This window comes from Mariniphaga sediminis (assembly GCF_003573545.1).
In the GTDB taxonomy this organism is placed as follows: domain Bacteria; phylum Bacteroidota; class Bacteroidia; order Bacteroidales; family Prolixibacteraceae; genus Mariniphaga; species Mariniphaga sediminis.
Window position 1 is genome coordinate 1 of record NZ_QWET01000002.1, and the last position, 26,308, is coordinate 26,308.

Sequence of the window (26,308 nt, forward strand, 5' to 3'; positions counted from 1 at the left end):
CTCCCCCCACTTAAATTCCAGCGTCAGGTGATAATTGGCATATTCCTTCCCGGTGGTGAGGCTGCCCCACTCTTCTCCCGATATCCGGATTATGCCATCAGATACAGTAAATACCCCTTTCGGATCTGAATCCCGGCCACGGCCCTCTAAATAGGTGTACCAGCCCGATAAATCCTTGCCGTTGAAAAGTGAAATAATCTCTTGTCTGGCCTCCTCTTCTTCATCCGTATTAAATGGGAACAAATTTCCTGCAGTAACTTTTAGATAAAAACCAAACACAAAAACACAACCCACCAACGAATAACCAATTAACTTACTCATTACTATTTCTTTTAATTAAAAACGACCAACCTGAACTGGAATTTCAATGCACTGAACAAATCATACCTCCCACACTAAAAAAAAACAATATTCCTTATATCTTTCCTTTATATTCGATACTCCCACACACGAACCAAAAAGGTTCTTTAATTTGTGTGCTATCATTTTTTTGAGTTATATAACATGCTAACCCAGTCAACTAAATTAGTTTAAGTTACAATCAGTAAAGTATATTATTAAGCTTTGCTACAAAACATAGTACTATCCTTAAATCTTTTTAATGGGATACCCTCATATTCTCCAATAGGAGAACTCTGGATATCCCATTTATTTTTTATTCTAATTTAATTTTCAGACGAGTCTCACATTAAAATCCAGGATTATTATCACTAGCACTAATGCCATCATTAAAATTTATTTCTGCATTCGGAATAGGCCACAACAAATGCCTTTCTTGTACATCTATGTCGTATGATTCTTTTATTATCTCCTGAAATTTTCCTGATCTCAGTAAATCAAACCAACGTTTCCCTTCAGCATAGGTTTCTTTCCCTCTTTCGTATAAAACCAAGTCAAGAAATTGTTCTTTATCGTAATCAGTCAATAGAAAATCAACCGGAGATGCACTTTGTGTTTCATAGCCATAAGCTCTCCTGCGCACCATATTCAAAGCTTCCATTCCTTCTGCTGTTGGACCATTCTGCACTAAACAATCTGCCTCAGCAAAAAGCAATAAAATGTCAGCATAACGATACAACGGATAATCCATTCTACCATTCGAATATTCCAGATCTCTAAATTTAGAAACTAGAACCTGAGTTCCCCTTGCAGGAATATCAACAACCCTTGTGTTCCATGCCTTACGCAAATCATTTTCATCCCAGTTGGTATAAAAAGGCATCCATGGTCTTCCTGCTGCAATCCAATATCCTCCATCCTTCAGGGATCCCCCTTCTTCAGCTTTATTACGCACTAAATATCGTGGCCAGCTCCAGCTACCTTGCTGAGAATACTTGATATAGAAAATTTCTTCCTGCGTTTTACCACTTGCATCCTTACCAAAAACATTATAAAAATCCATAGAATCACGTACCTCAACCAAAGCGAATTCTCCGGATTGAATAATCTCTTCTGCTTTATTTCTCGCTGACGTATTATCATGTAACATGAAATAAACATCAGCCAATACTGCTTTTGCTGTCCATTTAGATCCTCTTCCGGCAACCGGGGGAGAGTCAGGTAAATTATTTTCTGCAAAAAGTAAATCATCTATAATCAACTGATACACATCCTGAGCAGAACTTCTTGGTATATGAATAGCATCCATATTATCTTCAACTCTCAGGGGCACTCCTCCCCAACACCGAACAAGATGAAAATAAGCAAATGCACGTAAAAACCTTGCTTCTGCAATATATCGGTTTTTTTCATCTTCACTTAATCCACTTGCCTCGGGCAAAGAATGAATCATAATATTTGCATTGCGAATACTTCTGTAAAAATGCTTCCAAAAGCCTTCGGTTGCACTTCGGTTTCCACCATCTAAACCCTCAAACAAACTAATTTGTCCCCAGGAATCTCTGGCTATAAATACATCTGTCGATGCTTCAGTTGTTAATAAATACACATTGCTAAAAGCACTTCTCAAATTTGGAAAGATGGCCGCAATACCTGCCTCAGCCTCAATCTTTGTATTATAAAAATTCTCTTGGGTAATAATATAAGGTTTTTCAAGTAATTCATCCTTACAAGAGACAAGACTTATCATTACTAAAATAAAACAAACAATATAAGCTTTCATAATATTTTATTTTAAAGAATAATTAAAATGACAATCTAACACCTATGGTATAAGATTTTGCCAATGGATATGTATTATGATCTACTCCCTGGACAATATCATCTCCACCTCTTGAATTGACCTCAGGATCCCACCATGAATAATTTGTTAATGTGAAAATATTTTGTCCACTAACAAAGAAATAAGCACTTCTTTTAGTATCCTGTAGGGTATACCCCAGTTCGAGATGCTGAAGTCTCAAGTAAGAACCATCCTCAATAAATCTATCAGAAAACTTCATCTCAAGATTTGTTTGTTCAGGCGCAGGATATTTAGCATTTGGATTTTCAGGTGTGGCATAATTAGTTAACCAATCTTTACGGGTATTAACCTGGTAGGGCAACTCATATATACCTATACTACTAACATTTGCGATTTCATTGCCATAGGCCCCTTGAAAATAAGCACTTAAAGAGAACGATTTATATTCTATAAACGTGTTAAATCCGAATATAAAATCAGGATTTGGATCCCCTACCACCACCTTGTCGTCAACATTAATAAGGCCGTCATTATTCAAGTCCTTATACTTAATTGTTGAAAGGGCTCCCGATGCACCTGGGTTATACCCATCTTCTACGTATCCAAAGAAGGTACCTAATGGTTCTCCTTCCCTTAATATAACTATATCGTCTTTAAATTGCGCACTAAAATTATAGTTACCCGTTATAATATCTTCTCCTTTATAAAGCTCTACTACTTCATTTTTGTTAAATGCGATATTTCCGGAAAAGGTCCAACTAAACATATTTCTTTTTAGTATATCCGCATCCACAGAAAGCTCTAATCCCTGGTTTCGGACAGATCCAATATTTTGCATCGAAGAAGTAAAGCCCGTAGACGATGGAAGAGATACTATACTCAGCAGATCTTTGGTATCCTTTTTATAATAATCAGCCATAAATCTGAACTTCCCATTTCCAAACATTGCATCAAAACCAAAGTCCAGCTGATCCGTAGTTTCCCATTTTAAGTTGTAGGGTAATGTAGTGCCGGGTGCAAGGGTTACTGTACGAATATCGCCACCAAATATGGTATACCCAGGATTAAGTACATTTAACGTAGAGTACTCGTCAATCGCTTGGCTTCCTGTCCTTCCCCAGCTAGCTCTCACCTTTAAATCAGAAATAAAATCCACATCCTTTAGTGTCTTTTCTTTCATTCTCCAGGCAATAGCTCCCGAGGGGAAATACCCCCATTTATTTCCAGGACTGTATTTCGATGCCCCATCAGCCCTAAAACTAGCCGTTAACAATAGTATATTATCATAATTATAATTAATCCTTCCCAGGTAGGACATAATGACTGACTTTCTGTAACTGGATGATGGAATACCAGGAGTTCCGGAAGTTCCCAAGTTATAGGTACTGGTAATATCACTCAGCATATCCTTGCCACCTCCACCTAAACCTTTATTGATAAAATTTTGATAGGTCTGTCCTATCAGAAAATCAAAAGTATGTTTTTCACCAAACTTCCGATTATAATTAAGTGTATTTTCATTAAGGACACTGGTATAATTCACTACTGAAACAGATGCACTTCCCCCGTCGGTATATTCAATCGACTGATACGTATCGGTTCTGCTATCCCGGGAAATGAAACCGCCGTGAACTTTTAGGACTAGACCATCAATAAATTCGTATGATAAAATACCGCTGGTATTAATATCATTTTTTACCGTTCCCCCTTGCGTCAGTTTTGTATAAAGCAACGGGTTTCCCATAGCCGGACTATTTATTGGGTATACTTCATAAAATATAGTTGGTTCGCCATTCTCATCATAAGGTTTGATAAATGGTGGGGCTGTAACAATTGCCGCAATTAATGACCCACCTAAGCGACCACCTCCCGAACTTTGTAATGTCTGATCAGTTCTTGAGAGTATCGTTGAAAAATCGACATTAAATCGCTCATTTATTTTATGATGAAAATTTATACGGGTTGAATACCGTGAATATGAACTATATTCAATAATCCCTTGCTGATCAAATATGCTACCCGATAAACTAAACTGAGTTTTTTCGTTTCCTCCATTAAATGATAAAGTATGGTTTTGCATGGGGGCAGTTCTAAACATTAAGTCTTGCCAGTCTGTCCCCTCGCCGTAACTTGCAATCATTTCATCTGTGAAACGCCAATCAGAATTCGGAGAATTATCAACCAATACATTATATAGCTGAGCATATTCTTTAACATTAAGTAAATCTATCTTCTTCCGAAGTTGCTGAAAGGAATACCTTGATTCTATATTTACTTTTGTACGTCCTGCCTGGCCACTCTTTGTTTTAATCAATATTACTCCATTTGCTCCCCGAGAACCGTAAATTGCAGTGGATGACGCATCTTTTAGTATTTCCATACTCTCAATATCAGAATTGTTTAATAGGTATGGGTCAGATGGGACACCATCAATAACATACAAAGGTTCATTACTTCCCCGTATTGAATTGGATCCCCTAATTCTAACATGTACATTTTCACCCGGATGCCCGGTACTTTGCTTAACATAAACACCAGCAGCCCTTCCGGATAAAGTGAGCATCGGATTAGATGCCACAAAAGCATCTAATTCAGTTCCTTTAATTTGAGTTACTGAACCTGTAAGGTCTGACTTTCTTACACTCCCATACCCCACAGCAACCACCTCTTCAATTCCAATTGACCCTTCTTCCATCACAACTGTAATCGTATTTCTTCCCTCAGTAGCAACCTCCTGCGTCTCCATTCCCACAAAAGAAAACACCAGGGTTGCATTATCCGGGATGTTGGTCAGGGAGTATTCTCCGTCGGCATTGGTTACCGTTCCCTGGGTGGTGCCTTTTACAAGCACCGTTACACCAGGAAGAGCTAATCCACCTTCATCCACAACCTGGCCTTTAACTATTGAACCGGGTTGTTGTGCATTCACTTTCAGAACAATTAAATTGCCTCCAAGTATTTCATACGAAATATTTGAATCGACAAATAATCTGTCCAACACCGATTCGATGTTTGAATTTTTTGTAGAGAAATCAATGGTTCTGTTGACATCTTTAAGATCGGTATTATAAAAAAACCGGAATCTACTGTTGACTTCTATTAGCTCAAAAGCATCACGAATTGTTTTGCCTTTAAGTTCAAGTTCCAGTTTCAACTGTGTATCCTGAGAATAAACTGAGGCATTTAAGCCCATTATAAAAGAAAAACATAAAAAGACAGTTAATCTCATAACCAATAAAATTTTTCTCAACCCTCCGTGTACAGGCAAGGCATCATTAATTAATTTTTTTTTCATAAATTTGAACTGTTAATGGTTTGACATTTAATGCCATAATTTTTTGACAGACTGGCATTAATAAAGTTGAATCACATCACAGGGGAAACAGACCGGCAGATTTGTTTCCCTTTTTTGTTTTTTTACATAGGCTTCAATTTTTTAGTTAGACTTTTACTCTCATTTTCGTAATTGTTTTTCGTATTCTTTCATTCTTTCCACATTGACGGAAAGTGTCACCTCGGTTCCTTTAAAACTGTAATCAAAAGGGGCAGATATTTTTATGGCATCCAATACCTGTTGCAGCGTTTCATCCTCCAGTGTTCCGGTAAATTTGTAATTCCGAATCTTAGTTGATTCACAATGAAACCTTACATTATACTTTCGTTCTAATTTTATCAATATTTCTGAAAGTTCTTCTGCAACAAAAACCAACTTGTTATTCTTCCATGAAATATCAGGCAACGGATCAATTTTTTCCTGTATTATTAATTTGGCAGAGGGGGTTATCTCTTCTTTCTTTTTATTATCCACCATAGGTTTATCAGAAGTATCTTCCACCCTCAGTTCTTTTCCTCCCTTAATCAGCACGGCCTTTTGATTGGGGGTCAGATAAATATTTTCAGAATATTTATACCTACTGGCTTCGCTTTCCAACATCACTTTTCCCTCGACCAAAGTGGTTTCTATCGTTTCATCATCTTCGTAAGCTTTCACATTAAACTGTGTCCCCAAGGCCGTTATTTTCATGTCCAGGGCATTTACCACAAAAGGCATTTTCACATTCTTACTTACATCAAAGAAACCTTCGCCGGAAAGAGTCAGGTCTCGGTTTGAAACATTAAAATCAGTCGAATAGCGTAACTTACTGCCCGCGTTTAACCAAACTTTGGTCCCATCAGGTAAAACAATCTCCGATCGGGCACCATACGGAGCTACCACCTCACAATATTGTTTTATGGGTTCTTTTTCCGGGGGCTGTCTGAAAATAAAAAAAGAGGCCAATCCTCCGAATAAGAAAACAACAACCAATACCGCAGCAACCCGTAACAATTTTCTAAAAGGCATTATACTTTGTGGTGAGTTGCTACTACTTCGGGTGTTGATCTTATTTCGGATCTTATCATACAATTCTTCATATTGAATATTCAGGGAGTCGCTATCAGATAAACCGTTTAATTCCCCGGTCATCCATTCTGTCACCTGCTTCTTATCTTTTAACTTCCCATCCAGTTTCCTTAAATCAGACAGGGTGTATTGATTTTTTTCAATCTTTTCTACTAAATATTTAAACTCCTGAAATGTCATATATCATTTCTTTATAGTGGTAATACAACAAACCCGGACAAACTACTCACAAAAAATATAAAAAAATTCGCCTCTCACTATCAAAACACTCACTCACAATACTTTAACCAAGGGAATAGATTGTAAAGAATACGTCATTTCAGATATGACATGCATGAAGAATAAAATGGATCTTTATTGTTTAACAGTCGTATAAACGATAAAAAAAAGGATAAGAGAATCACCGTTCAGTTTACTCTTCACAAATTTACCAGCCCTGTATATTTGATTTTCTACTGTCCGCACAGAAATGTTGAACTTTTTTGCAATTTCGTCATGCGACATGCCTTCCAACCTACTCAAACGAAAAATTCTACGCTGCTGCACAGGAAGCTGGCCAAGGATTTGATCGATTGTTTCTTTCAGTTCACTAAAATAGATTTTATCCTCAATATTGTTTTCAGAAGTATGTTCATTATTCGAGAGGTAATACTGATACTTACGCTCAACCACTCTCCTTTTCAGATGGTTATAAACTTTATTTACCGCTATCCGGAAAAGATAACTTTTTACCGATTTATCCACTTGCAGACTTTTACGGCTTTCCCAAACGCTCAAAAAAACATCCTGAAGAATCTCTTCGGCCTCACCTGTCTCTTTCAGGTATTGTAATATAAAATTCAAAAGTTGCCGGCTATATAAATCATAAAGACTTTTAAAAGCACCGATATCATCTGATTTTATCCGTTCAGTTAATTGATTATTATCGTATTTTGATTGTTCTGCCAAGGTAAATTAAACGGTTTTAGCGTAAACAAAAGTAGAATTTTTATATTATACTTGTCTAAAGTTGAACTTAAATTTAGATTTCGCAAAGTCTGACATTTTGGAGAAATTTTGTGTAAGTTTGAAAAAAATTAGTCATGAAAATAAAAGTTAAGAAACTTGTTCACGGAGTTTTCATCATCTTGTTAATACTTGGTTTTTCGTCTTGCCACAATCTTTTTAATGACGACGACGACCAGCCCGAAACGATATATCTTACTGACTATGAACTTGTCAAAACATATACCCCTATTGTAATAGAGGCAAGTTTAAACGCTTTTATTTCAAAATATCCGGATTTGGAATTCCTGAAGGAGAGAGCAAAATATGGATTCAAGGTTTATAAAATACAGTATAAAACGTCTTTTAAGGGGGAGCCGGTTTTAGCTTCCGGTATTGTTTCTGTTCCTATCGGGGAAGAATTCTTTCCCAGTATCAGTTATCAAAATGGCACCAATACCCTGCATGCAAATGCCCCATCTGTAAATCCAAACAATAATGAATTGTACCTGTTACTTGAATTTGTCGCCTCCACCGGCTTTGTTGTTTCCATGCCCGATTATCTGGGGTTTGGCTCGTCCGACAACATGTTTCATCCTTACCTTCACAAAGAATCAACCGTTCAGGTAGTACTCGATATGTTAAGGGCTGTAGAGGAACTGGCCACACTGAAGGGTTTTTCACTGAACGAAGAGCTGTATCTTACCGGCTACTCACAGGGTGGATGGGCTACCATGCAGGTGCAAAAAGCCATTGAGAATGAATTTTCAGGAGAATTTAACCTGAAGGCAAGCGCCCCCGCCGGAGGCCCTTACGATTTAAATTTTATAAACGAATACATCCTGAACAGGGAAACCTACCCGATGCCTTACTTCTTTGGTTATATGTTTGATAGTTACACCAACCTGGAAGCCATAACCACGCCCATTGATGAGGTTTTTAACTCACCCTACAATACTTTAATCCCGGTTTTATACGATGGCACAAAAAGTGGTGAAGAGATAAATGCAGAACTCACCACCAGCGTTAGTGAACTTTTCACCGCAAATTACCGTCAGAATTATAAAACCGATACGTCTTACTCCTCCATTCTGTCTACTCTCTCAGACAATAGTATAGAAGCCTGGAATACAAGCATCCCAACGCGTATTATACATGGTACTGCCGATAGTTTTGTACCGATGGATGTGGCGACTAATATTTACCAGAGCTTTTTAACAAAAGGAGTTAGTACGGACCGGGTACAACTGGTACCGATTCCTGAAACGGATCATATTGATGGAATTATTCCCGCAGGGTTGTTTTCAATCCAGTGGTTTTTGGAGCTAACTCAGTCTTCTGAATAACTATTCATTTGCTTCCTCGAAATCATCTACAATCTTTCGCAGACGTTTATTCTTCAAGGCTTTGGGATACACGTCAAACAAATATTTTATTTGGGTAAACTCTTGCTCCATGGCAACTTCCAGCATTGCAAAGGCTTCTTTTTCACGCTTACTTTCCAACAGAAGACTCACCATACGGTATTTAAGAAGGGAATCGTCACTTTTTTCCAGCCCTGATTCCAATACCCTGAGGGCATTCTCCAGTTCTCCAAACTTCAGAAAAATATCTACCCAGGTTAGCCATACTTCAGTATTCCCTGCTTCCAAATCAGCGGCTTTTACCAATGCCTTTTCCGCTTCTATCGGTCGGTTATTGTCATTGTAAACTTTAGCCAGCGTGATCCAGTATTCAGTATTGGAGTCATCAATATCCAGGGCTTTTTTTATAAAACCAATACTTTCTTTCCATTTCTTTTCCACCCACTTAATCAATCCCACACCAAACCAGGCAGTATCGTTTTCTTCGTTCAGCTTTATTGCTTTCTGATAATAGTGTTCTGCCTGATCATGGTCATCCAGGTTGAGATAACACTCTCCAATGTAACACCAGGCATCATCATTTTCAGGATCGAATTCCAGGTACTCTGTATATTTTTTTATCGCCTCCTCATACTTTCCTGCATTGGCATAGGCATTCCCAATGTTAAAAAGCGACTGGTCAAAATCCTCGTTTAAAGCCATCGCAAATTCATACGCCTCAACAGCCTTTTCAAATTCCCCGGCTTTATTGTACGAAATCCCCAGATTGAACCAAATGGAAAAGTTAAATGGGTCAATATCGAGGTAACGATTATAATAATCAATACTCTTTTGATATTCTCCTTCCTGATCGCTAAAGAAGCCTAAATCATACAATGCCATCTCATTCTCAGGATTCAGCTTCAGAGAACGTTCGAAATATTGAATGGCCTTTTTAATGTCGCCAGACTGCACATAGGCGGCGCCAATATGATAAAGAATATCATCCTTCTCCACGCCGGAATATTTCAATGCTTTTCTGAATGATCTTTCTGCCTCCCGCTCTTCACCCAGCACCAGCCAGGCCGAACCTTTCATCAGGTGAACATCCGGATTAGTCAACTCAACCTGCTCGGCCAAATCAAGATATTTGAGTGCATTCTGGTATTTTCCTTTGCTCAGTAAAACCTGGGCATATTTAAGTTGAAGCGGAACAGCTCCGGGGTGAATCTGAATTCCCTGCCGGGCTGCAATCTCCGAAGTATTAATATCTCCTTCGTCCAGCAGGTATTCCACAATACCTTCAAATTCAGAAACATCAAAATAACTCTTCCGGCCCGAGGCAAGCGACCGTTTGAAACGGCTAAGCGCTTCATTAATGTTCTCTTCACCGAAATAATGTCGTTCTTCTTTATTCATTCAATCTCAAAAATGAAACTGCGAAATTAACAATTCACACCGAATAAAGAAACCTCTCCTTTTTAAAGGTGTTGTTCCCTTAACAAATCGTTCACGGTCTTCACCGGATTGAACGTTTCAACAGGAACCTCCACAAAAAGGGTGTTCCAGTTGCTCATGGCTCCATTCCAAAGGCCAGGTAATTCCTGTGCCTTCAACTCCTTTCCGTCTTTCGATTTTTTGGAAATAAAACCGGTTGCAGGATCGGTAAATTCTGTCAGGTTATATTTTTCACCCTTGTAATTTTTAACACCACAAACCAAATCGACCGGATTAAAATGGGTGGCATTCTGCAAAATGTTCTGCTGCTGCACACTTTCCGGGTCAATCTGTGAACTTTCCACTATTTGCAGGGAAGTGGTGCCATCAGGGTTTTGGGAAAAAAACGGACCGCCGCCGGCTTCTCCCTCATTTTTGACCATTCCACACACCCGTAGCGGGCGATTATATTTTTCTTTCAGGTAATAATACAATTCCTCTTTTTCAGTATAATACTGATTCTCCGGAGGCTTTACATTCAATGTATTTTCCAAAAAGTTGGCAGCCTCTGCCAAAAAAGCACTTTCGAGAGCCACCGCATCCCTTTCGTTCAGTCGTTTTTGATACCTGAAAATTATTTCCTGAAACTTCAGCAACACACCTGCCAATGCTTTTTTGTAAACAATAGTGGGTTCCTTTAAATGGTCGGGAACCACGTTATCAATATTTTTGATAAAAATAATGTCGGCATCCAAATCATTCAGGTTCTCAATAAGGGCGCCATGCCCGCCCGGACGAAACAGCAAGCTGCCATCGGGTTCACGAAACGGTTCATTATTCAGGTCTACCGCAATGGTATCAGTAGAAGGCTTCTGCTGGCTGAACGACACATCGAAAGTGACGTTCAACTCCTTTTCATACGTTTCTTTTACTCGCTCCAGAATCTCTTGAAATGCCTGTAAATGTTCCGGTGAAACGGTAAAATGAAGCCTCACCACATTTTGATTGTCTTTCGCATAATGCGCTCCTTCAACCAGATGTTCTTCAAACGGGGTGCGTTCTCCTTCAGCGTACTTATGAAATTTAAGTAACCCTTTGGGCAGGGAGCCGTAATTCAATCCTTTTTCATTCAATAAATATTCAATCCAGCTTCTGCAGTTTTTCTTCTCATCATTTTTACCGGCAACTTTCTCTAAGTCAGAAAAAAATGCAAATTTTTCCTTGTTCACGAGAAACTGCCTTGCAGAAGCGTTTTTTATGAGTGTTTCATCGGGGTTATCTGTTTTTTTACAATCTTCCAGCGCTTCGAACAATGCTTTGAACATACGGCTGGCGGCACCCGATGCCGGAACGAATTTGAGTGGTTCGATTCCAGCAGCCATCCCCTGCTCAAATCGTTCACCGCTTTCAGCGATCCCTTTTTCATCAAGTTGTATTATCCCGTTCCCGGTAGTTGCAGCGTCATCAATCTTCAGAAAAGGAAATCCCTTTCTGAAATTTTCAATCTGACCTTCCACCACCTCAAGCCGGCTACCACGTTGTTGTATTTGAACTTTATCTTTTTGAGAAAACATATTTTTCTGTTTTGAATCCATTTTTAAAAATAAAAATAAGATTTAGTATAAAAAACTTTAACGGACATTGTTTCGACACAAACTCGTAATATTTTTCAACATATACGAAAATGACAAGAAACGAAGGCTTTTAAATTTTTAATATATACGCGGGCAAACCGTATGGTTTAGGAAAAGTAAATGACGACCGCCGAATTTTCAGTAATTTTGTTTTTCAATATTGAGATAATGAAGCAACAAACATATACTTGGGGCCACACAAAACGATACAATGATTTCCCAACGTACTTTCGAAGTCTGTTTTCGGAACGGGTACAAAAGGTGTCGGTGGATGCCGGTTTTACGTGTCCCAACCGCGATGGGACAAAAGGACGCGGAGGCTGCACTTACTGTAACAATAAAACCTTTAAACCCACCTACTGCAATCTTGAAAATTCTGTAAGCCACCAGGTACAGCAAGGTATCCGGTTTTTCGAAAAAAAGTACAAATCGATGCGTTTTCTTGCTTATTTCCAGGCCTACACCAGTACCTGGGCCCCGTTGGAAAACCTGATTCCTCTTTACGAAGAAGCACTACAACATCCCAAAATAGTGGGACTGGTAATTTCTACGCGACCCGATGCAGTAGACGAAGCCCTGCTGGATTACCTGGCAGAATTAAGCCAGAAGGTTTATGTAATGGTAGAGTTTGGTCTGGAGTCTCACCTCAACCAGTCGCTGGAAAAAATAAACCGCGGACACACCTTTGCCGATTCGGTTTGGGCACTGGAACAAACGTCCCAAAGAAGCATTAACAACTGCGCACACCTCATTTTAGGATTACCTGGCGAGACCCGCTCCGACTGGCTGGATCAGGCCCGGGTTATTTCACAGCTTCCCGTCAAAAATCTGAAGCTTCATCAGTTACAAATCCACAAAGAAACGGTTTTGGAAAAACAGTACCTCCAGACCCCGGAACAGTTCCAACTTTTCACTGCAGATGAATATATTGAACTGGTGGTGGATTACCTCGAACTGCTCAATCCTAAAATTATAGTAGAACGGTTCATCAGCCAGGCTCCTCCCGGAATGCTCATCGCCCCCAAATGGGGTTTAAAAAATTTTGAGTTTGTGGCCAAAGTAGAAAAACGGCTAAAAGAACGGGATACCTGGCAGGGCAAAAAAATCAGCAAACGCGCCAAACCGGACTGAAAAACATCATTTTAAAACGTTCACAAATTCATCGGGAGATATTTCAGCCAGTGTATTTTTAATAAGGGTAATCAGATAATCACTCCAGTTTAAATTTGGGATAACATTTAAAGCGTTTAAAAAACGTGTCCTGTTATTCTGTAACTCTTTAACAATAAACAAAAAAATCTCCTGATGCTCTTTAATATTGTTTTGGAGTAACAACTCAGCGATACTGCTTACTACCTGTCCATAAAGCTTATCTTTTGACCTGAAATAGTAATGAATGGTCCCTTTATTTACTTCTGCATCAAAAGCAATCTCACGAATAGTTGTTCCATAATATCCGTATAACACAAATTTTTTTCGTGCAACATTTAATATCTTCTCTTCAGTTGTCATTCAAAAGCATTTGTTCCTTTTCTGTTGTCATCCTAAAACGAATAATACTTAACTGGTAGCTGAAGTACAGTTGCTACAATTTAGCATCATTTTGAAATATCTTAAAAAAACGATAAGTATAGAACTCGAATAAGGTGGGTTGCAAAATCACCATGCCAAGAATCTGATTCACCATTTTTATAGAAAAACACTTTCTCGTTTATGGGAATTACATATAAATAACATTTACCCGAATTGTCGTATCTGATTTCAAAATAATTCCGGCATCAGTGAAATTGGGATTATTAAATATCCCAATGGATTCATAGTTGGAAAACCCAACACCTTCTTTGGGTAACATTAAGCCCTTCTTTATTTTTCCATTCTCATCTTCGTCGTGCAAAATATGAACCGCATATTTTCCGGAGGGCAGGTTTTCAAAAGTTACGAAAGAAAATCCGTCCTCAATTTTTGCTGTCAGTTTTCGGTAATAATTCTTATAATTTTCATCAGGAAATGAGTTTGGACTATTATACAATGCAAATTGCACAATACCTTTCGAGTTTCGCAAATTGTCTGCTTCAATGGTCAGCGAATATTTTCCTTTTTCCGGGAGGGAGAACGAAGAAAAAAGAAAAACACCCCACAGTAACCCAACAATCAAAATTATGTTTCTCATTTTTAATATACTTTTTTAATAAATCCTAATAGATAATTACATGTATTTTCTCTTATTCGTTACTATTCAGCATTTTCAGGTTAAGTTTATAACCATTGAATGGCACCTTAAAGAAGAGACGATAAAGAACCGGCACAAAAAGCAGGGTAATCATGGTTGCAAAGAATAGCCCGAAGATAATGGCCAGCGTAAGTGGCTCCCACAGTAAATCACCTGAAAACCACAACGGCAACATTCCCATAGAAGTGGTAAGCGTGGTGAGTATTACCGGTCTGAACCGATTGTTGGCCGCTTTTAAAATAGCATCGCGTCTGTCCACATCAGGTTTTTCTGTAATTTCCACATCAATCCTATCGATAAGAATAATGGAGTTGTTCACCACTATCCCGGCGAGGGCAATCACTCCCAGCACCCCGAAAAAACTCACAAAAGAACCGCCGATAAACCACCCGGCCACCACTCCAATCATTCCCAACGGAATGGAAAGTACAATGATGGTAGCTTTACGAATGGAATTAAACTGAAGCACCAACAGCAGCACAATAATAAAAAACGCCAGAGGCAGATTGGCAAAAATAGCCCCCAGGTTCTCGGCTTTGTCTTCATCTTCACCTCCCAGTTCATACTCGTAACCCAAGTCCCATGTCGTTTTCTGCTCATCCATCCACGGTCCAATGGCCTCAAAAATGTCAGAAGCATTGTAGCCGGGTTCCAGATAAGCTCCCACGGTCATGGTTCTTTTTAAGTCTTTCCTTATCACTTTACCAAATTGCCAGTCAACTTCTACATTGGCCACCTGCGAAAGCGGCACATTCTGATTTCTGGCCGGGGAATAGATATTGAATGCCTGCACTGTTTCAATGTCGTGCTCGTCGCTGTTTTCATTTTTCAGAAAAATGGGAATCTGTTCATCAGCCTCAAAGAAATCGCCTATTTTCATGCCCGACAATCCGGCGTTCAGCGCCAAAGCAATTTCCATGTTGGTTAAGCCGGAGCGTTGTGCTTTATCGGGATCGATACTCACCACCAGCTTTTTAATTTTCGGTCCCCAGTTATCGGTAATATTTTTGGCCCCTTCGATGGTTACCAGCTTCTCTTTCACTTTTTCAGAAATTGCTGCCAGCGTTTCAGGATTGCTTCCTGATATCCGGATCTCCACAGGCGTTCCGGAGGCACCGGCACCTGTTAGCCGGTTCACGCGAATATCGGCATCGGGGATATGGTAAAAGCAAAAACTATCCACTTTGGCAATAATGTAATCGTTGTCTCTGTCACCGGTGGTATTGAGCAACATGTGGGCGTAGCTGGAGTTGGCCTCATTTTTAAAATAACCCAGATCGTAAGGTTCAGGCCCTTCGCCAATAAATGAAGAGAAATCCAGCACACCAGGATTTTGTTTTCCTGTTTCAGAGTTGACAATAAGGTTTTCCAGAATATAATCACCAATACTGTTCACCGCTTGTTCGGTATATTCCATCTGCGTACCTGAAGGAAACTTGATATCCACGGTAACCAGGTTCCGATCGCTGTCAGGAACCAGCTTAAAAGGCAGAAACTGCACCAGGGACACCGCTACAACAAACAATACCAAAATGAACCCCAGAAAAAGAAATGGTTTCTTCAAAACCCGGAAAAGTAATCTGTTGTACCACAAATTCAGTTTCTGCATATTCCGGTCGATAAAATTCTCCTTCTTCTCCTCATTTCGGACTTTTATTTTAACAATAAGCACAGCAAGTAGTGGAATAAAGGTAAAGGCAAGGAACCAGGAAGCCAGTAAAGTTGTACTTACCACCCAGAACAATTGTGAAGAGATTTCACCCATTGGGGTACGAGCCAGGGCAAAAGGCAAAAAGGCCGCGGAAGTGGTAAGGGAAGAAATAAGTAATGGAATAAGTAAAATTTTCCCGGAATAGACACTTGCTTCAAATGCCGAAAGCCCCCGTTTCATACTAACCATTATAGATTCGGAAATCACAATACCGTTATCCACCAGCAGCCCCAATGAAATGATAAGTGCTGCCAGCGAAACCTTGTTAAACCCAAGATGGAGAATTTCAAGAAAGAAAAAAGAAGTAAGAATGACCATTGGGATAAGAAGTGCTACCAGTGAACCCGTGCGAAACCCCAGGAACAGAAGCATTACTGCCAAAACAATGAGGATACTTTGCGCCAGGTTTACCAGAAAGTCGTTCACCTGCCCGTGCACCACCTGATCCTGCGAAGCCGATCGCACCACTTCTACCCCCAGTGGCAGGTTGCTGTTTATCCGGACCAACGCCTCGTCAACCTCTTCACCCAACCGCACAATATTGGCCCCGTCCTTTAGTGAAATGAACAGGGCAACAGCCGGCTTACCGTTAATTTTTACCAGTTTTTGACGAGGAGTGATGTAATCGCGGTAAATACGGCTGGTAATATCTTCCAGATAAACCGAAGTCCCGGCAGAAGTTGGGATCAATATCTTTTGAAGGTCTGCAATGGTTTCAAAACTCCCCGATGGCTCCAGCACAATACGCTGGCGGCCCATGTTAATTTCACCCCCCGGATAAAGGATGTTTGTAGCCGAAACAATATTCCGAAGTTTCATAGCATCCAGTCCGTAATGAGCCAATTGTTTATCGTCAAACTCAATAAAAATACGCTCTTCCTGTACACCCCCGTATTTAATTTTGGCCGCATCCGGAAGCAGCAAAAGCTCATCGCGCACATCTTTTGCATAGTCTTCCAGTTTGTTATATGAAACACCATCACCTGTGACACCAAGGATTATTCCAAATACGGTTCCAATGTCCTCGTCTTTCACTACCGGGCCAAAAATACCCTGCGGAAGAACCGGTTTTAAATCTTCCACCTTGTTGCGCAGGGTAGTCCATACAGACTGCAACTCTTTTCCATCTACAGTAGTAACCAGTTCAACCGTAATTACCGACAACCCGGGCCGTGATTCACTGGTAATGGTCTTCACCTCCGCCACTTCGCGAATAATCTCTTCCAGCGGCTCTGTAACCAACGCTTCCACCTTTTGCGGGTCGGCACCGGGGAATTGCGTAACTACGCTGGCTATCCGAACCGTATAGGGAGGCATGCTGTCGCGTTCCAACTCAAAGTAGTTGCCGATTCCGATAATGGCCACCACCAGAATGGCGATGAGGGTTATCCGGCTGTTATTTAATGTAACTTTTGTAAGATTCATAATAAACTAATCAAAAAATGACGGTTCTATTTTTCCTCACCAAGTAGTTTCACCTTCCGGCCATCATATAAAAAGCTCAGGCCTGCAGTTATCACTATCTCCCTGCTTCTCAACCCATCTAATACTTCGTACCCACCGGCTTGCAATTCCCCCAGTCTAACCTTTCGTTTTTCAGCAACATAAATCTCTTCCTCATTGATTTTGGTTGCCACATACACAAAATCGCCCGTTTGGTCATGACCAACGGCGTCGGAGGCAATGACTATCCCATACCCTGATTGCTTCTCTTCATGCAGGGAAATCTCCACGGTACCGGTCATTCCCGGGAATAAACGGACACTGGGTTCAGCTAAACGAACAATAACCGGATAGGCTGAGGCATTGGGGATACCGGGACTTACTTCAGTAATAATCCCCTGAAAAACTTTTTCAGGAAATGCCCCAAACTGTACTGTTACCTCCTGGCCTCGCTTGATTTGGCTGATGAGGTTTTCCGGCACAGCTGTTTTTACCTCCAGGCTGTTTACTGCAGCCAGCACCACAACAGGATGCCCCGAACCGGTCATTTCGTTTTCTTTTGCCATTACGGAAGAAATCACCCCATCAAAAGGCGCTCTCAAAAACGTATACTCCAGTTGATTTCGTGCAGCGTCGAGTTGAGACCGGGCAGTTTTCACCATACTTTCAGCCGACTCAAACTGCGTTTTTGCTTTTTCATAATCGCTCAGGGAAACATTATTGTTCACATACAGATTTTCAACCCGCAAAAAAGCCGACCTGGCAGCGGCCAACTGGGCTTTTGCGCTTTTAAGGGAAGCCTCTGCTTTATTGTAACTGATGCGATAGTCGGTAGTATCCAGACGGGCCAGCAAAGTTCCGCGTTTCACCGTATCGCCCATGTCAACAGTTACCTGCTTGATCAAACCGCCCACCTTGAAACTCAGTTTTGCCTCTGTAGCTGCCCGGGTTACCCCCGAAAACGATCGTACGTTTTGGTTAATATCCTTCCCTGCTTCCTGGTAAAAAACCGGACGAATAGCTTCTTTCTTTTCTTCTTTCCTTCCGCAACCGGACAGCAGCAGGGCACCTAAAACGAATATTTGTATCTTTATTTTCATAGTTCTTTTTTTATTCTTGAGTTAAATAATTTAATAGTCGATTGGCATACTGTACCCTTTCGGAGTCATCCTCCAAAAAGGAAAAATTACCTTGAAGCCGTTCTGTATTAACATAATCCAGAACGTACTGGTAACGTGCCCCCAACGCCATCTGCCGGGTTTGTATCATCACACTTTGCGCATCGGTAAGCTGCGCTACATTGGCCATTCCCTGTGCATAGGCGTCCTGAGTGGCATGAAAGTTTTCTTTGGCAGCACGGGCTGCGTTTTCGGCCAGTTCCATTTCACGGTATGAGGTCTGAAGGAATTGCACATTGGAGCGGATCCCCATTTCCAGCTTATTCAGCAAATCTTCTTTTTGCCATGCAATCTTCTCCTGCTCAATAGCTGCCTTTTGTATTTCATTTTTTTTTCTGCCCCCCTCAAAAATGGGAATACTCACGCGAAGGCCCAGATTCCAGGTAATATCGTCTGGTGGCGGAGGAACGGGTAGTTGGGGATTACGAATAACCCCTTCCCGGACAAATGCCTGATCGGCGCTCCCTACAAGTGCCACTTCCGGCAAATACATTTGCCGGATCTTCATTAGTTTTTGCCGGTCAACTATCTCTCCGGCAGTTGCCAGTTGTTCCAATTCAGGAGAATAAGCCATCATTTCGTTCATGAGAAAATCCGCATATTTTTCGGACAATAACGGATTGCTGAAATAAAAATCCAGAATATGCTGATGTTGTAAAATGGTTTTACTGACATCCACCGAATCAGGGGTGGCAATGCTATTCCCCACAGGCTGATCAAGCTGTTCGTTTAACCGATACATGGCTGCCTTATACCGTGCTTCAGCATCATTTAAATCCATCTTACCAATGTTCAGTTCACTGATCCATCGATTGACATCCGAAACACTGCCCTCACCGCTTTTCTCTTTTGCTTTGGACAGTTCCAGATTTTGGAGTGTGGCACCTATGTTTTCATTTTTTATTTGAAGGTTGTTTTTGGCAAACAACAATGAAATATAGGCCTCCGAAACATTGAGTACAATATCAAGTATTGTTTGCCTGTTGCTCTGTTTTGCATTTTCGGCCATCAATTTCTTCAGGGCAATGTTTGCATAGGCCGCTTCAGAATAAATTATCTGCTTCAACGACACAGAGCCAGTAATGGTAAACTCCCCTTTCTGTCCCATAGCAGATTCCACCAAATTCTCACTCAATTGAACAGCGGTTCCTGAAGCTTCTATCTGCGGCAAAATATTGGCTTGGGCAATACGAATGTCCTTTTCAGCTATCCGCAAGTCCTGGTCGGTTATTTTTCCCTGAAGGTTGTTTTCCAATGCCAGGGCAATGGCCTTGTGCAAGGTTAATTCTTCCCCCGGTATTTTAGACACATTCAGCAAAATGGCATTGTCAAGTTCATCCCATTGGGGGAAATGGCCCGTTAACCGCAAACCTTCCATGTTTATAATTGGATTCCGCTCTGGTTTATCTGTCACGGCCAAAACATCATACAGGCTGTTTTCTTCAGTGGCCTTTACAACCCTTACGGCCACCTGCCGGGCTACCTGCTGAAAAGCACGCGAAGGAGTGAAAGTTATGGTGGCGCCACGTTCGAGGTAAGTTGATCCGGTTACTGATAAAGAAGGAATACCCTGTTCATTCAAACCGGAAAAAATCTCCGTTATGGCCGTATCAGAATGCTGAATTAAAGGAAAAACCATGGCCGCATCGGTTCCAACCGGTAATTGCTCCAGCGGGTTCTCATTTTTCTCAACCGGTATAAATGAAACAGTAAATGAATTTTCATTACCCGTTAAATAAGTATCTATAACACGAAATTCGGAATAGAGGGCGTGGGGAATAATAACTGCAAGGTTACTGAATTCAAAAATACGGGCAAAAGAATGCATGTCTTTTTTCAGCTGGATAAACGATTCAATCCACGAAAAATGCAGCATATCCGAATTTTTACCGGATTGCGCCGGCAGCTCTTGCAACTCCGGGTCTAAAACAGTAGCGGCAATTACCGGCTTGGAATAAACGGGAAGCCTGGCCGCCGCTTCGGAAGAAAGAAATCCCAGTGTAACCACTACATCCACCTCCGGATCTTGTAAAAAGTCCTGCAGGCTTTCTGTGGCTCTTGATGGCTGCCAGTTCGCACTCAGTTCTTTAAAAATAGCCCCTTCCCCTGCATTGGCAAGGGCTTCAATTTCGGTTTTTACCTGTCGGGATAGTAATTCAAATTCTTTCCCCCATGCATCGGCAACAATACCCACATTAACCGGCTGAGAATAAAGCACCAACGGATAAACAAACAAGATAAAAACAGTACTTAAAATAATAGATATTCGACTCATATTAAATAAATTAATCTGCGATTGATTGGTATTTCCGGAGATCGCGAATCATCTTTTCGGCCAGTTGCATATCATTCATTAATACCTGAAAACTGTTAAGGATTTTTCGAACCAGAATTTTGGTTTCCGCATGGATTATAAAAATATTTTGTGCTTTCCCCCGATCGATTAACCTGGTAAGATAACCTTTGGCCACTCCTTTAATGCGCGATATAATTTTTTCAGCGCCGTTGTATTTCCGATGCAAATCTTTATCGAAAATCACGGTAAGGTAATACGGTTTTTGTTTAAATAACTGATACAAATGCCTGAAAAGCATTTCAAACTCTGCAGCAGGAGCGTCCTGTGCGGAGGCAGTTTCATCCACAATTTCTTTCAACTCTTTTTCCAGCTGCAATAAAAGCTGTTCTAAAATTTGCTCCTCATTCCTGGCCAGGGTGAAAATATCGAACCCCAGCGCCCCTGATTGGTCTGAAAGCTTTCTGAAGCTGAATGCCGGTGGTCGGTTTTCAGCGGGAAATCTTCCACTTGATTCAATTGCCCGTTTTTCTGTTTTTATATCCATGTCTTTCAATGTTAATTAATACTCACTAACTTCTTTTATACAAAAAATACATTTCATTCGTTTTCAAGAAACACACAAAGTTAGTTAATGTTTACTAACAAACAATTAAATTAATAATTTTTACCGTTATTTTTTAGAAATTAAGAGTTTAACTGCCTGAACTAATTGGGTTCCTTCCTTTTCCAGGTTGAATGCAAAACCGGCAAACTGCCATTTTTTTACAAAAAGCCGCAGGGTACCCATTATGAAAACAACCAGGTGGCCTGCATCAATATCAGTCCTGATCTCATCTTTCTGCTGCCCTTCTTTTAAAATGGCGAGCAATGTCTGGTTGTTGTGCTCAATTACTTCTGAAATTTTACTTATAAGCTTTTCTTCATTCCGGAAAATTTCTTCTGAAAATATTACCGAGGCCAGCGACGGTTTTTGGGCAAACGAGTGAAAATGTTTCTCAAACAAACGTCCTATTTTATCCACGGCTGGTTCACTTGAATTCCTTTCTGATTCAAATATCTTGCTGGTATTACTTTTCAGCATGTCGAGCACAGCAATTAAAATCTGTATTTTATTTTCGAAATGCCGGTAAATGGCCGGCTCGGTAATGCCCAGTTTTTTCGACAGGTTTTTAATGGTTAATCCCTGAATACCCTTTTCATTGATTAATTCGAGGGCCGTTTCAATTATTTCCTGTTGCCGTTCAGTATGCATAATCTCCTATTTTACGATTCAAAATTAGTTTATAATTACTAACTGCCAATAGTTTTAAAATTTTTCCAAACAATTCACAGAAAGGTTTCCCAACCCTTCTTTTCCTTTCCTACAATATTTCCATCCGCGCACTTTCAATATTCTTATCAGTTCGCGGTTTAATACCCCATGGGCTACCACCACAGCCAAATCATTTTGGAGGGCAAATTTTACCAGTTCATCCGTAAAAACATTCAGCTCTTTCAAACGTTCCCTGTAGCCATTTTTTTCTCCCGGATTTATACCAGCCATCCAGGAAATTCGAGAAACAAAAAGCCACCCTTTTACGGGAAATTGCAAAACAGGTACCGGTATCACCGGGTAATCAAGTTCGGTCAATACACTGTCAGCTTTTAATACTGCATGTTGGCCAAAAAGTATTTCACCCGTTTTCAACGCCCGGGACTGCGGGCTGCAAAATACCGTATCCAAACTTTCATGATTCTTTATTCTCCGCAGCACCTTGTCCGGATCAAATGCCTTTATACCAGCAACATTGTATGTTTCTTTGTATTCCATCGTTTTTTTTGAGGTTCCCCAGCCCGGTTTTTTCAAATCAACTGCAGCATGTCGGATAAGATAAATTTTAGGATTTCCCCGGAGGGTTGTTCCTGTAAGTAATAATAGGGCAAAAATAATTTTCGTCATTATATTTAAAACTGGTAATTCACAGAAAAAACAAACAGCCTGTCATCGGAACTGGCGGCATACGAAACACTTCCTACGGCCATATCGAAGGGAGAAAACCATAACCCCAGGCCGGTTCCGTTGTGCCATTTTTTTGAATTCTCCCCTTCAAGCCAAACCCTGCCCACATCGTTAAAAAGCAGTACCCCCGCCGTGCCGTTGAGCAGGTAGGTTTGAAAATGCTTCATCCGGATGCGCACTTCCGCATTCAGGTAAAGCGATGCATCCCCATAAAAACGATTTTCCCTATACCCGCGCAAATTATCCGTTCGCCCCAATGTGGCTGCTTCATGGAAAGTATAATCCCCAAACAATTTTTCACCACCAACCCGGATGGCATATACCACACGTGGCCGCTGTGAGAAGCTGAAGTAATTCATCCAGTCGCCGGAAAGTTTCACAAAATTTTTTGCGCTTTTATTGAGTCCGGAAAAATAACTTCCCCTGGTTTTCAGGTACATTCCCCGGGAAGGAAAGATGTTGCTGCCCGCAAACTCCTCCTCGGTTTTCCGTTCCATGTCCGCCAATGTATTCCATTCATAGTTGAAATGAGCACCGAGGTATGCATGGGCTGCCAGGTCTTCTGCCGCCAATCCACTTTCGGGCCGGGCAATAAAACGTCCGGTGGTTTGCTCTGGATCGATAAAATGGTAAAACACTCCCGGACCTGCTTTATGACGCTGGTCTTCATCCAGCTTCTTCACAAAATCAATCTCCGCTAATAAACGACGCATACGTAGGCGATAATACTCTTTATCAGAGCGCGAAACCTCCCATTCCGTTTCGTTTCCCATACCAAAGTAGTTTCCGGCATATTCCGGAGAATTATAATATGTACTCAAATTTATTTCCACGCGCCGTAACGGAAAGTTTTGCTGCGTGCGGAAATGAATATTAAAGGCGCTGCTTGCCAAGGCATAATTTCCCAAAAATTCGTACCGTTGCTGCCGGTACCTTGAGTATTTGGTAAAAACCGGGCCGCCTCCCATAAAAATGCCGTCATCGGGGTTGTAGCCGGAAAATATCCCCGGATAAACCATATTGTATTCAAAATGTTCCCTGTCGTATTCCAATGCTTTGGGAGCGTACTGGTTTTTCAGTCTTCTATGAAGTATGGGTGAAATCCTGGTACTCTTTTTATCGTAAACTGAAATTTTCTTAGAATTTAGCACTTCCCCTGAAATGATCTGGTCTTTATCCTTCCCGCCAATGATATTTATTTCCGTTTTTAAAGAATAATTTCCATTCATTTCAAACTGGTCATCTCCGCCCAACCCATAAAGGTGAATTTTTCCGGTCTCAGCCCCATAAAATTTACGGTGATAAAATCTACGGCCTTTCTGCCCGTTCTCTTTACGCGTATATCCTGAAATCTGAAAAAGCGTGTCTGAAAGCGTCAGGATTTCGAAATAATCAGACTCCGATGTTCCGGTAATGCTGACTTCCTTTGCCAGCGACAGGTAAAGCTTGCGGGCCATGGATTCCAGGTTTTCAATCCGGGCTCTCAGGATACGGGCCGTTTCAGCCCCACATAATGGATAAACTTCGCGGGGAAAAGAGTGCATGGCCTCATTTATTTTTTGAGGAGACAACAAAACCTGCAGCGAATCGATTTGCCGAAGCCAGGCTTCCCAACTACTTTGTGTAAGAAAGAAACGATCAAAATAACGGGCGTTGAATGATTGTCCGTCCATATTCTCCGTATATTCAGTAAACCCCTGTATTTTAGGAATCAGCCACCGTCGCGCAGCAATCCATGGAATAACACCATCATTGACAAAAAATGCCTGGTCACGGTCACGCGGAACGGGTTTATAAACCGTTTGTCCATTTGTTTCAAAACCGGCCCATCGCCACTGATCTTCGTGACGATCCCAGTCATTTATTACCATGTCAAACAGACGGGCGCGCAGCACCGCATCTTCATCAACCAAATGAATGGAGGAAGCAGTGATTTTTTCCATCACTTTTGCAGTGGAAATAATGTTATCCGAATACCCGAAACTTACCACATCGCTGAGGTCTCCATCGGGGCGTTCCTCGAACAAAAACAATTTCCCGGCCACATCATGCCGGTAAATACCAAACCGTGTGTCATCGGGCACGTATACCAGTTCCGGATTCGTATGAAAGACTCCCGCATATTCTGCCAGCGAAGCCACCACCGGAGCTGCGTAAGGATTAGACGCCGAAATCTGATCCTGCACTAAATCCAGGGCAAAGGTTTTATTCAGCTCCTCAGGAACAGCACCTTCCACATTTTTTTCGATGGATCGGAGTACATACTCCCTACCACCTTTGTCTTCCAACCGCAATGAAAAGGTTTGCTGTCCTCCACCCCGTTTTACAATTTTCAGTCCTCCTTTTTTTTCACCGATATCAAATACCGGTACCTTCACCGGAGTAGCCCACACATCCCGGTAATTTTCACCCAACCAGGTGTACCTCCGCTTCGAAATATTATATTTTTCACTGGCAACCGCAATCACGCTGTCTCGCAACTGCACTTTAACAGCAGAACCATGTATGCTTCCGGTAAAATCTTTTTCATAAATAACTTTACTAAAAATCGCTTTGTTAGAATTAAAAAAAGTAAGAGAACATGCACCTTCCGGAGAGAAAGAGAGTTGCGCAAAACCTTTTTCCGCTGAACCAAACCCGGGTAAATTCTTTCGCACATGCTCCCCTTTTTGCCAGGAACCTGAAATTATAAAATGGGAATTGTCCTGCAGAAAATACTGCATATTGGCTTCTCCTGCAGAAACATAGGCTACATCCGGGTATTTCCTCAAAATTGAAAGTAACCCATTCCTAAAATCCTTAAAGTCGGGATGCTGGTTGTCGTAACGGGTACCTGGAAATTTTCGGTAAAAAGTGTAAGGCAAATGCGCGAACCACTGCCCAACCGAAAAATAACCACTGGTATTTCCATAACTTTTCAGGGAATGGTGGCCGGCTATTACTACATGCTTACCGGAATAATGCCGGCGGATGGCATCCTCTATCAGAACAAGCACATCACGATGGGTTTCGATTCCACATTTACTAAAGCGACGGTCGTATTTATGCACCCACCACCAGGTGTCAATCAGAATAATGACAAGGTGATTGGAAAGCACTACTTCAAATGGGCCGGGACAAGCTACTTCTGGTGAAAAAACCGGATTGTCCCATTCTTCAGGTAATAATTCATTCCATTTTTTAATAAAGTCCTTGCCTTCACGGGAGCCACCTGCCCATTCTGCTTTACCGGGAGCAATCAGTAAGGGTTGATTCTTATCGGGCAATAATTCATGGGAAATTTGACCGGTTTGGGGATCTACGGCATTGCCTGCCAGCAAAACGGCATAACCTTCCTGCATTCCAATCTGCCTTTTCCACTGTTTTAAAAGGTCATTTTCTGTATTTACCCCGAAAGTATTTCCGGAAACAAAAACGTTGAATACTTTTTCTTCCTGAGCATAAATGAAACTCCCCTGGTACAGCAAAAGCAAAAGAAACCAATATTTTTTACCCCCTCTCATTTGAC

At 41.1% G+C, this 26,308-nt stretch carries 18 protein-coding genes; 2 read left to right on the forward strand and 16 right to left on the reverse strand.

The window, feature by feature from the left end; all coding sequences use genetic code 11:
* The 5 genes from D1164_RS02360 to D1164_RS02380 all read right to left on the reverse strand — a co-directional run.
* Nucleotides 1-321, reverse strand: a 321-nt coding sequence (locus tag D1164_RS02360) for a 3-keto-disaccharide hydrolase (protein ID WP_119348348.1), incomplete at its 3' end; no start/stop codon positions are given.
* A 367-nt stretch (nucleotides 322-688) separates the two neighbouring features.
* The gene (locus tag D1164_RS02365; RefSeq protein WP_119348349.1) at nucleotides 689-2,122 is read right to left on the reverse strand and encodes a RagB/SusD family nutrient uptake outer membrane protein; all 1,434 of its coding nucleotides are present in this window, start codon (nucleotides 2,120-2,122) and stop codon (nucleotides 689-691) included.
* 22 nt (nucleotides 2,123-2,144) lie between these two features.
* The gene (locus D1164_RS02370; protein WP_119348350.1) at nucleotides 2,145-5,438 is read right to left on the reverse strand and encodes a TonB-dependent receptor; all 3,294 of its coding nucleotides are present in this window, start codon (nucleotides 5,436-5,438) and stop codon (nucleotides 2,145-2,147) included.
* 159 nt (nucleotides 5,439-5,597) lie between these two features.
* Nucleotides 5,598-6,725, reverse strand: a complete 1,128-nt coding sequence (locus D1164_RS02375; protein ID WP_119348351.1) for a FecR family protein — start codon at nucleotides 6,723-6,725, stop codon at nucleotides 5,598-5,600.
* A gap of 174 nt (nucleotides 6,726-6,899) precedes the next feature.
* On the reverse strand, nucleotides 6,900-7,493 hold the full coding sequence (locus tag D1164_RS02380) for an RNA polymerase sigma-70 factor (RefSeq protein ID WP_119348352.1): 594 nt from the start codon (nucleotides 7,491-7,493) through the stop codon (nucleotides 6,900-6,902).
* Nucleotides 7,494-7,627: 134 nt separating this feature from the next.
* Here D1164_RS02380 and D1164_RS02385 point away from each other — a divergent pair, with 134 nt between their 5' ends.
* Nucleotides 7,628-8,875: an alpha/beta hydrolase family protein gene (locus D1164_RS02385; protein ID WP_119348353.1), complete on the forward strand. Its 1,248-nt coding sequence runs from the start codon at nucleotides 7,628-7,630 to the stop codon at nucleotides 8,873-8,875.
* Here D1164_RS02385 and D1164_RS02390 read toward each other — a convergent pair whose 3' ends face one another.
* Together D1164_RS02390 and D1164_RS02395 are read right to left on the reverse strand one after the other, a co-directional pair.
* Entirely contained in the window at nucleotides 8,876-10,291 is a 1,416-nt protein-coding gene (locus D1164_RS02390) for a tetratricopeptide repeat protein (RefSeq protein ID WP_119348354.1), read from the reverse strand.
* Between the two features lie 62 nt (nucleotides 10,292-10,353).
* Complete coding sequence (locus D1164_RS02395) at nucleotides 10,354-11,904, reverse strand: DUF4301 family protein (protein ID WP_241558242.1); 1,551 nt, start codon at nucleotides 11,902-11,904, stop codon at nucleotides 10,354-10,356.
* A 207-nt stretch (nucleotides 11,905-12,111) separates the two neighbouring features.
* Here D1164_RS02395 and D1164_RS02400 point away from each other — a divergent pair, with 207 nt between their 5' ends.
* Nucleotides 12,112-13,074: a TIGR01212 family radical SAM protein gene (locus D1164_RS02400; RefSeq protein ID WP_119348355.1), complete on the forward strand. Its 963-nt coding sequence runs from the start codon at nucleotides 12,112-12,114 to the stop codon at nucleotides 13,072-13,074.
* A 6-nt stretch (nucleotides 13,075-13,080) separates the two neighbouring features.
* On the opposite strand, the gene D1164_RS02405 is transcribed toward D1164_RS02400, so the two are convergent.
* The 9 genes from D1164_RS02405 to D1164_RS02445 all read right to left on the reverse strand — a co-directional run bounded on the left by D1164_RS02405 (nucleotide 13,081) and on the right by D1164_RS02445 (nucleotide 26,303).
* The gene (locus D1164_RS02405) at nucleotides 13,081-13,455 is read right to left on the reverse strand and encodes a TetR/AcrR family transcriptional regulator (protein ID WP_119348356.1); all 375 of its coding nucleotides are present in this window, start codon (nucleotides 13,453-13,455) and stop codon (nucleotides 13,081-13,083) included.
* 208 nt (nucleotides 13,456-13,663) lie between these two features.
* Nucleotides 13,664-14,113 (reverse strand): DUF2141 domain-containing protein, encoded by a 450-nt coding sequence (locus tag D1164_RS02410; protein ID WP_206610900.1) that lies wholly within the window; start codon nucleotides 14,111-14,113, stop codon nucleotides 13,664-13,666.
* 52 nt (nucleotides 14,114-14,165) lie between these two features.
* Complete coding sequence (locus tag D1164_RS02415) at nucleotides 14,166-17,309, reverse strand: efflux RND transporter permease subunit (protein ID WP_119348357.1); 3,144 nt, start codon at nucleotides 17,307-17,309, stop codon at nucleotides 14,166-14,168.
* 26 nt (nucleotides 17,310-17,335) lie between these two features.
* Entirely contained in the window at nucleotides 17,336-18,427 is a 1,092-nt protein-coding gene (locus D1164_RS02420; RefSeq protein ID WP_119348358.1) for an efflux RND transporter periplasmic adaptor subunit, read from the reverse strand.
* A gap of 10 nt (nucleotides 18,428-18,437) precedes the next feature.
* On the reverse strand, nucleotides 18,438-20,780 hold the full coding sequence (locus tag D1164_RS02425) for a TolC family protein (RefSeq protein ID WP_119348359.1): 2,343 nt from the start codon (nucleotides 20,778-20,780) through the stop codon (nucleotides 18,438-18,440).
* Nucleotides 20,781-20,790: 10 nt separating this feature from the next.
* Nucleotides 20,791-21,345, reverse strand: a complete 555-nt coding sequence (locus tag D1164_RS02430) for a hypothetical protein (protein ID WP_147371991.1) — start codon at nucleotides 21,343-21,345, stop codon at nucleotides 20,791-20,793.
* Nucleotides 21,346-21,471: 126 nt separating this feature from the next.
* Complete coding sequence (locus D1164_RS02435) at nucleotides 21,472-22,053, reverse strand: TetR/AcrR family transcriptional regulator (protein WP_119348361.1); 582 nt, start codon at nucleotides 22,051-22,053, stop codon at nucleotides 21,472-21,474.
* A gap of 54 nt (nucleotides 22,054-22,107) precedes the next feature.
* Nucleotides 22,108-22,740 (reverse strand): phosphoglycerate mutase family protein, encoded by a 633-nt coding sequence (locus tag D1164_RS02440; protein ID WP_119348362.1) that lies wholly within the window; start codon nucleotides 22,738-22,740, stop codon nucleotides 22,108-22,110.
* A gap of 5 nt (nucleotides 22,741-22,745) precedes the next feature.
* Nucleotides 22,746-26,303 (reverse strand): BamA/TamA family outer membrane protein, encoded by a 3,558-nt coding sequence (locus D1164_RS02445; protein WP_119348363.1) that lies wholly within the window; start codon nucleotides 26,301-26,303, stop codon nucleotides 22,746-22,748.
* Nucleotides 26,304-26,308 lie beyond the last annotated feature (5 nt).

Bases quoted from the DNA above. Each gene is read 5' to 3' on its own strand.
- D1164_RS02425 (WP_119348359.1), bottom strand. From the start codon at position 20,780: ATGAGTCGAATATCTATTATTTTAAGTACTGTTTTTATCTTGTTTGTT.
- D1164_RS02365 (WP_119348349.1), bottom strand. From the start codon at position 2,122: ATGAAAGCTTATATTGTTTGTTTTATTTTAGTAATGATAAGTCTTGTC.
- D1164_RS02415 (WP_119348357.1), bottom strand. From the start codon at position 17,309: ATGAATCTTACAAAAGTTACATTAAATAACAGCCGGATAACCCTCATC.
- D1164_RS02385 (WP_119348353.1), top strand. From the start codon at position 7,628: ATGAAAATAAAAGTTAAGAAACTTGTTCACGGAGTTTTCATCATCTTG.
- D1164_RS02395 (WP_241558242.1), bottom strand. From the start codon at position 11,904: ATGGATTCAAAACAGAAAAATATGTTTTCTCAAAAAGATAAAGTTCAA.
- D1164_RS02400 (WP_119348355.1), top strand. From the start codon at position 12,112: ATGAAGCAACAAACATATACTTGGGGCCACACAAAACGATACAATGAT.
- D1164_RS02370 (WP_119348350.1), bottom strand. From the start codon at position 5,438: ATGAAAAAAAAATTAATTAATGATGCCTTGCCTGTACACGGAGGGTTG.
- D1164_RS02440 (WP_119348362.1), bottom strand. From the start codon at position 22,740: ATGACGAAAATTATTTTTGCCCTATTATTACTTACAGGAACAACCCTC.
- D1164_RS02435 (WP_119348361.1), bottom strand. From the start codon at position 22,053: ATGCATACTGAACGGCAACAGGAAATAATTGAAACGGCCCTCGAATTA.
- D1164_RS02405 (WP_119348356.1), bottom strand. From the start codon at position 13,455: ATGACAACTGAAGAGAAGATATTAAATGTTGCACGAAAAAAATTTGTG.
- D1164_RS02420 (WP_119348358.1), bottom strand. From the start codon at position 18,427: ATGAAAATAAAGATACAAATATTCGTTTTAGGTGCCCTGCTGCTGTCC.
- D1164_RS02375 (WP_119348351.1), bottom strand. From the start codon at position 6,725: ATGACATTTCAGGAGTTTAAATATTTAGTAGAAAAGATTGAAAAAAAT.
- D1164_RS02410 (WP_206610900.1), bottom strand. From the start codon at position 14,113: ATGAGAAACATAATTTTGATTGTTGGGTTACTGTGGGGTGTTTTTCTT.
- D1164_RS02390 (WP_119348354.1), bottom strand. From the start codon at position 10,291: ATGAATAAAGAAGAACGACATTATTTCGGTGAAGAGAACATTAATGAA.
- D1164_RS02430 (WP_147371991.1), bottom strand. From the start codon at position 21,345: ATGGATATAAAAACAGAAAAACGGGCAATTGAATCAAGTGGAAGATTT.
- D1164_RS02445 (WP_119348363.1), bottom strand. From the start codon at position 26,303: ATGAGAGGGGGTAAAAAATATTGGTTTCTTTTGCTTTTGCTGTACCAG.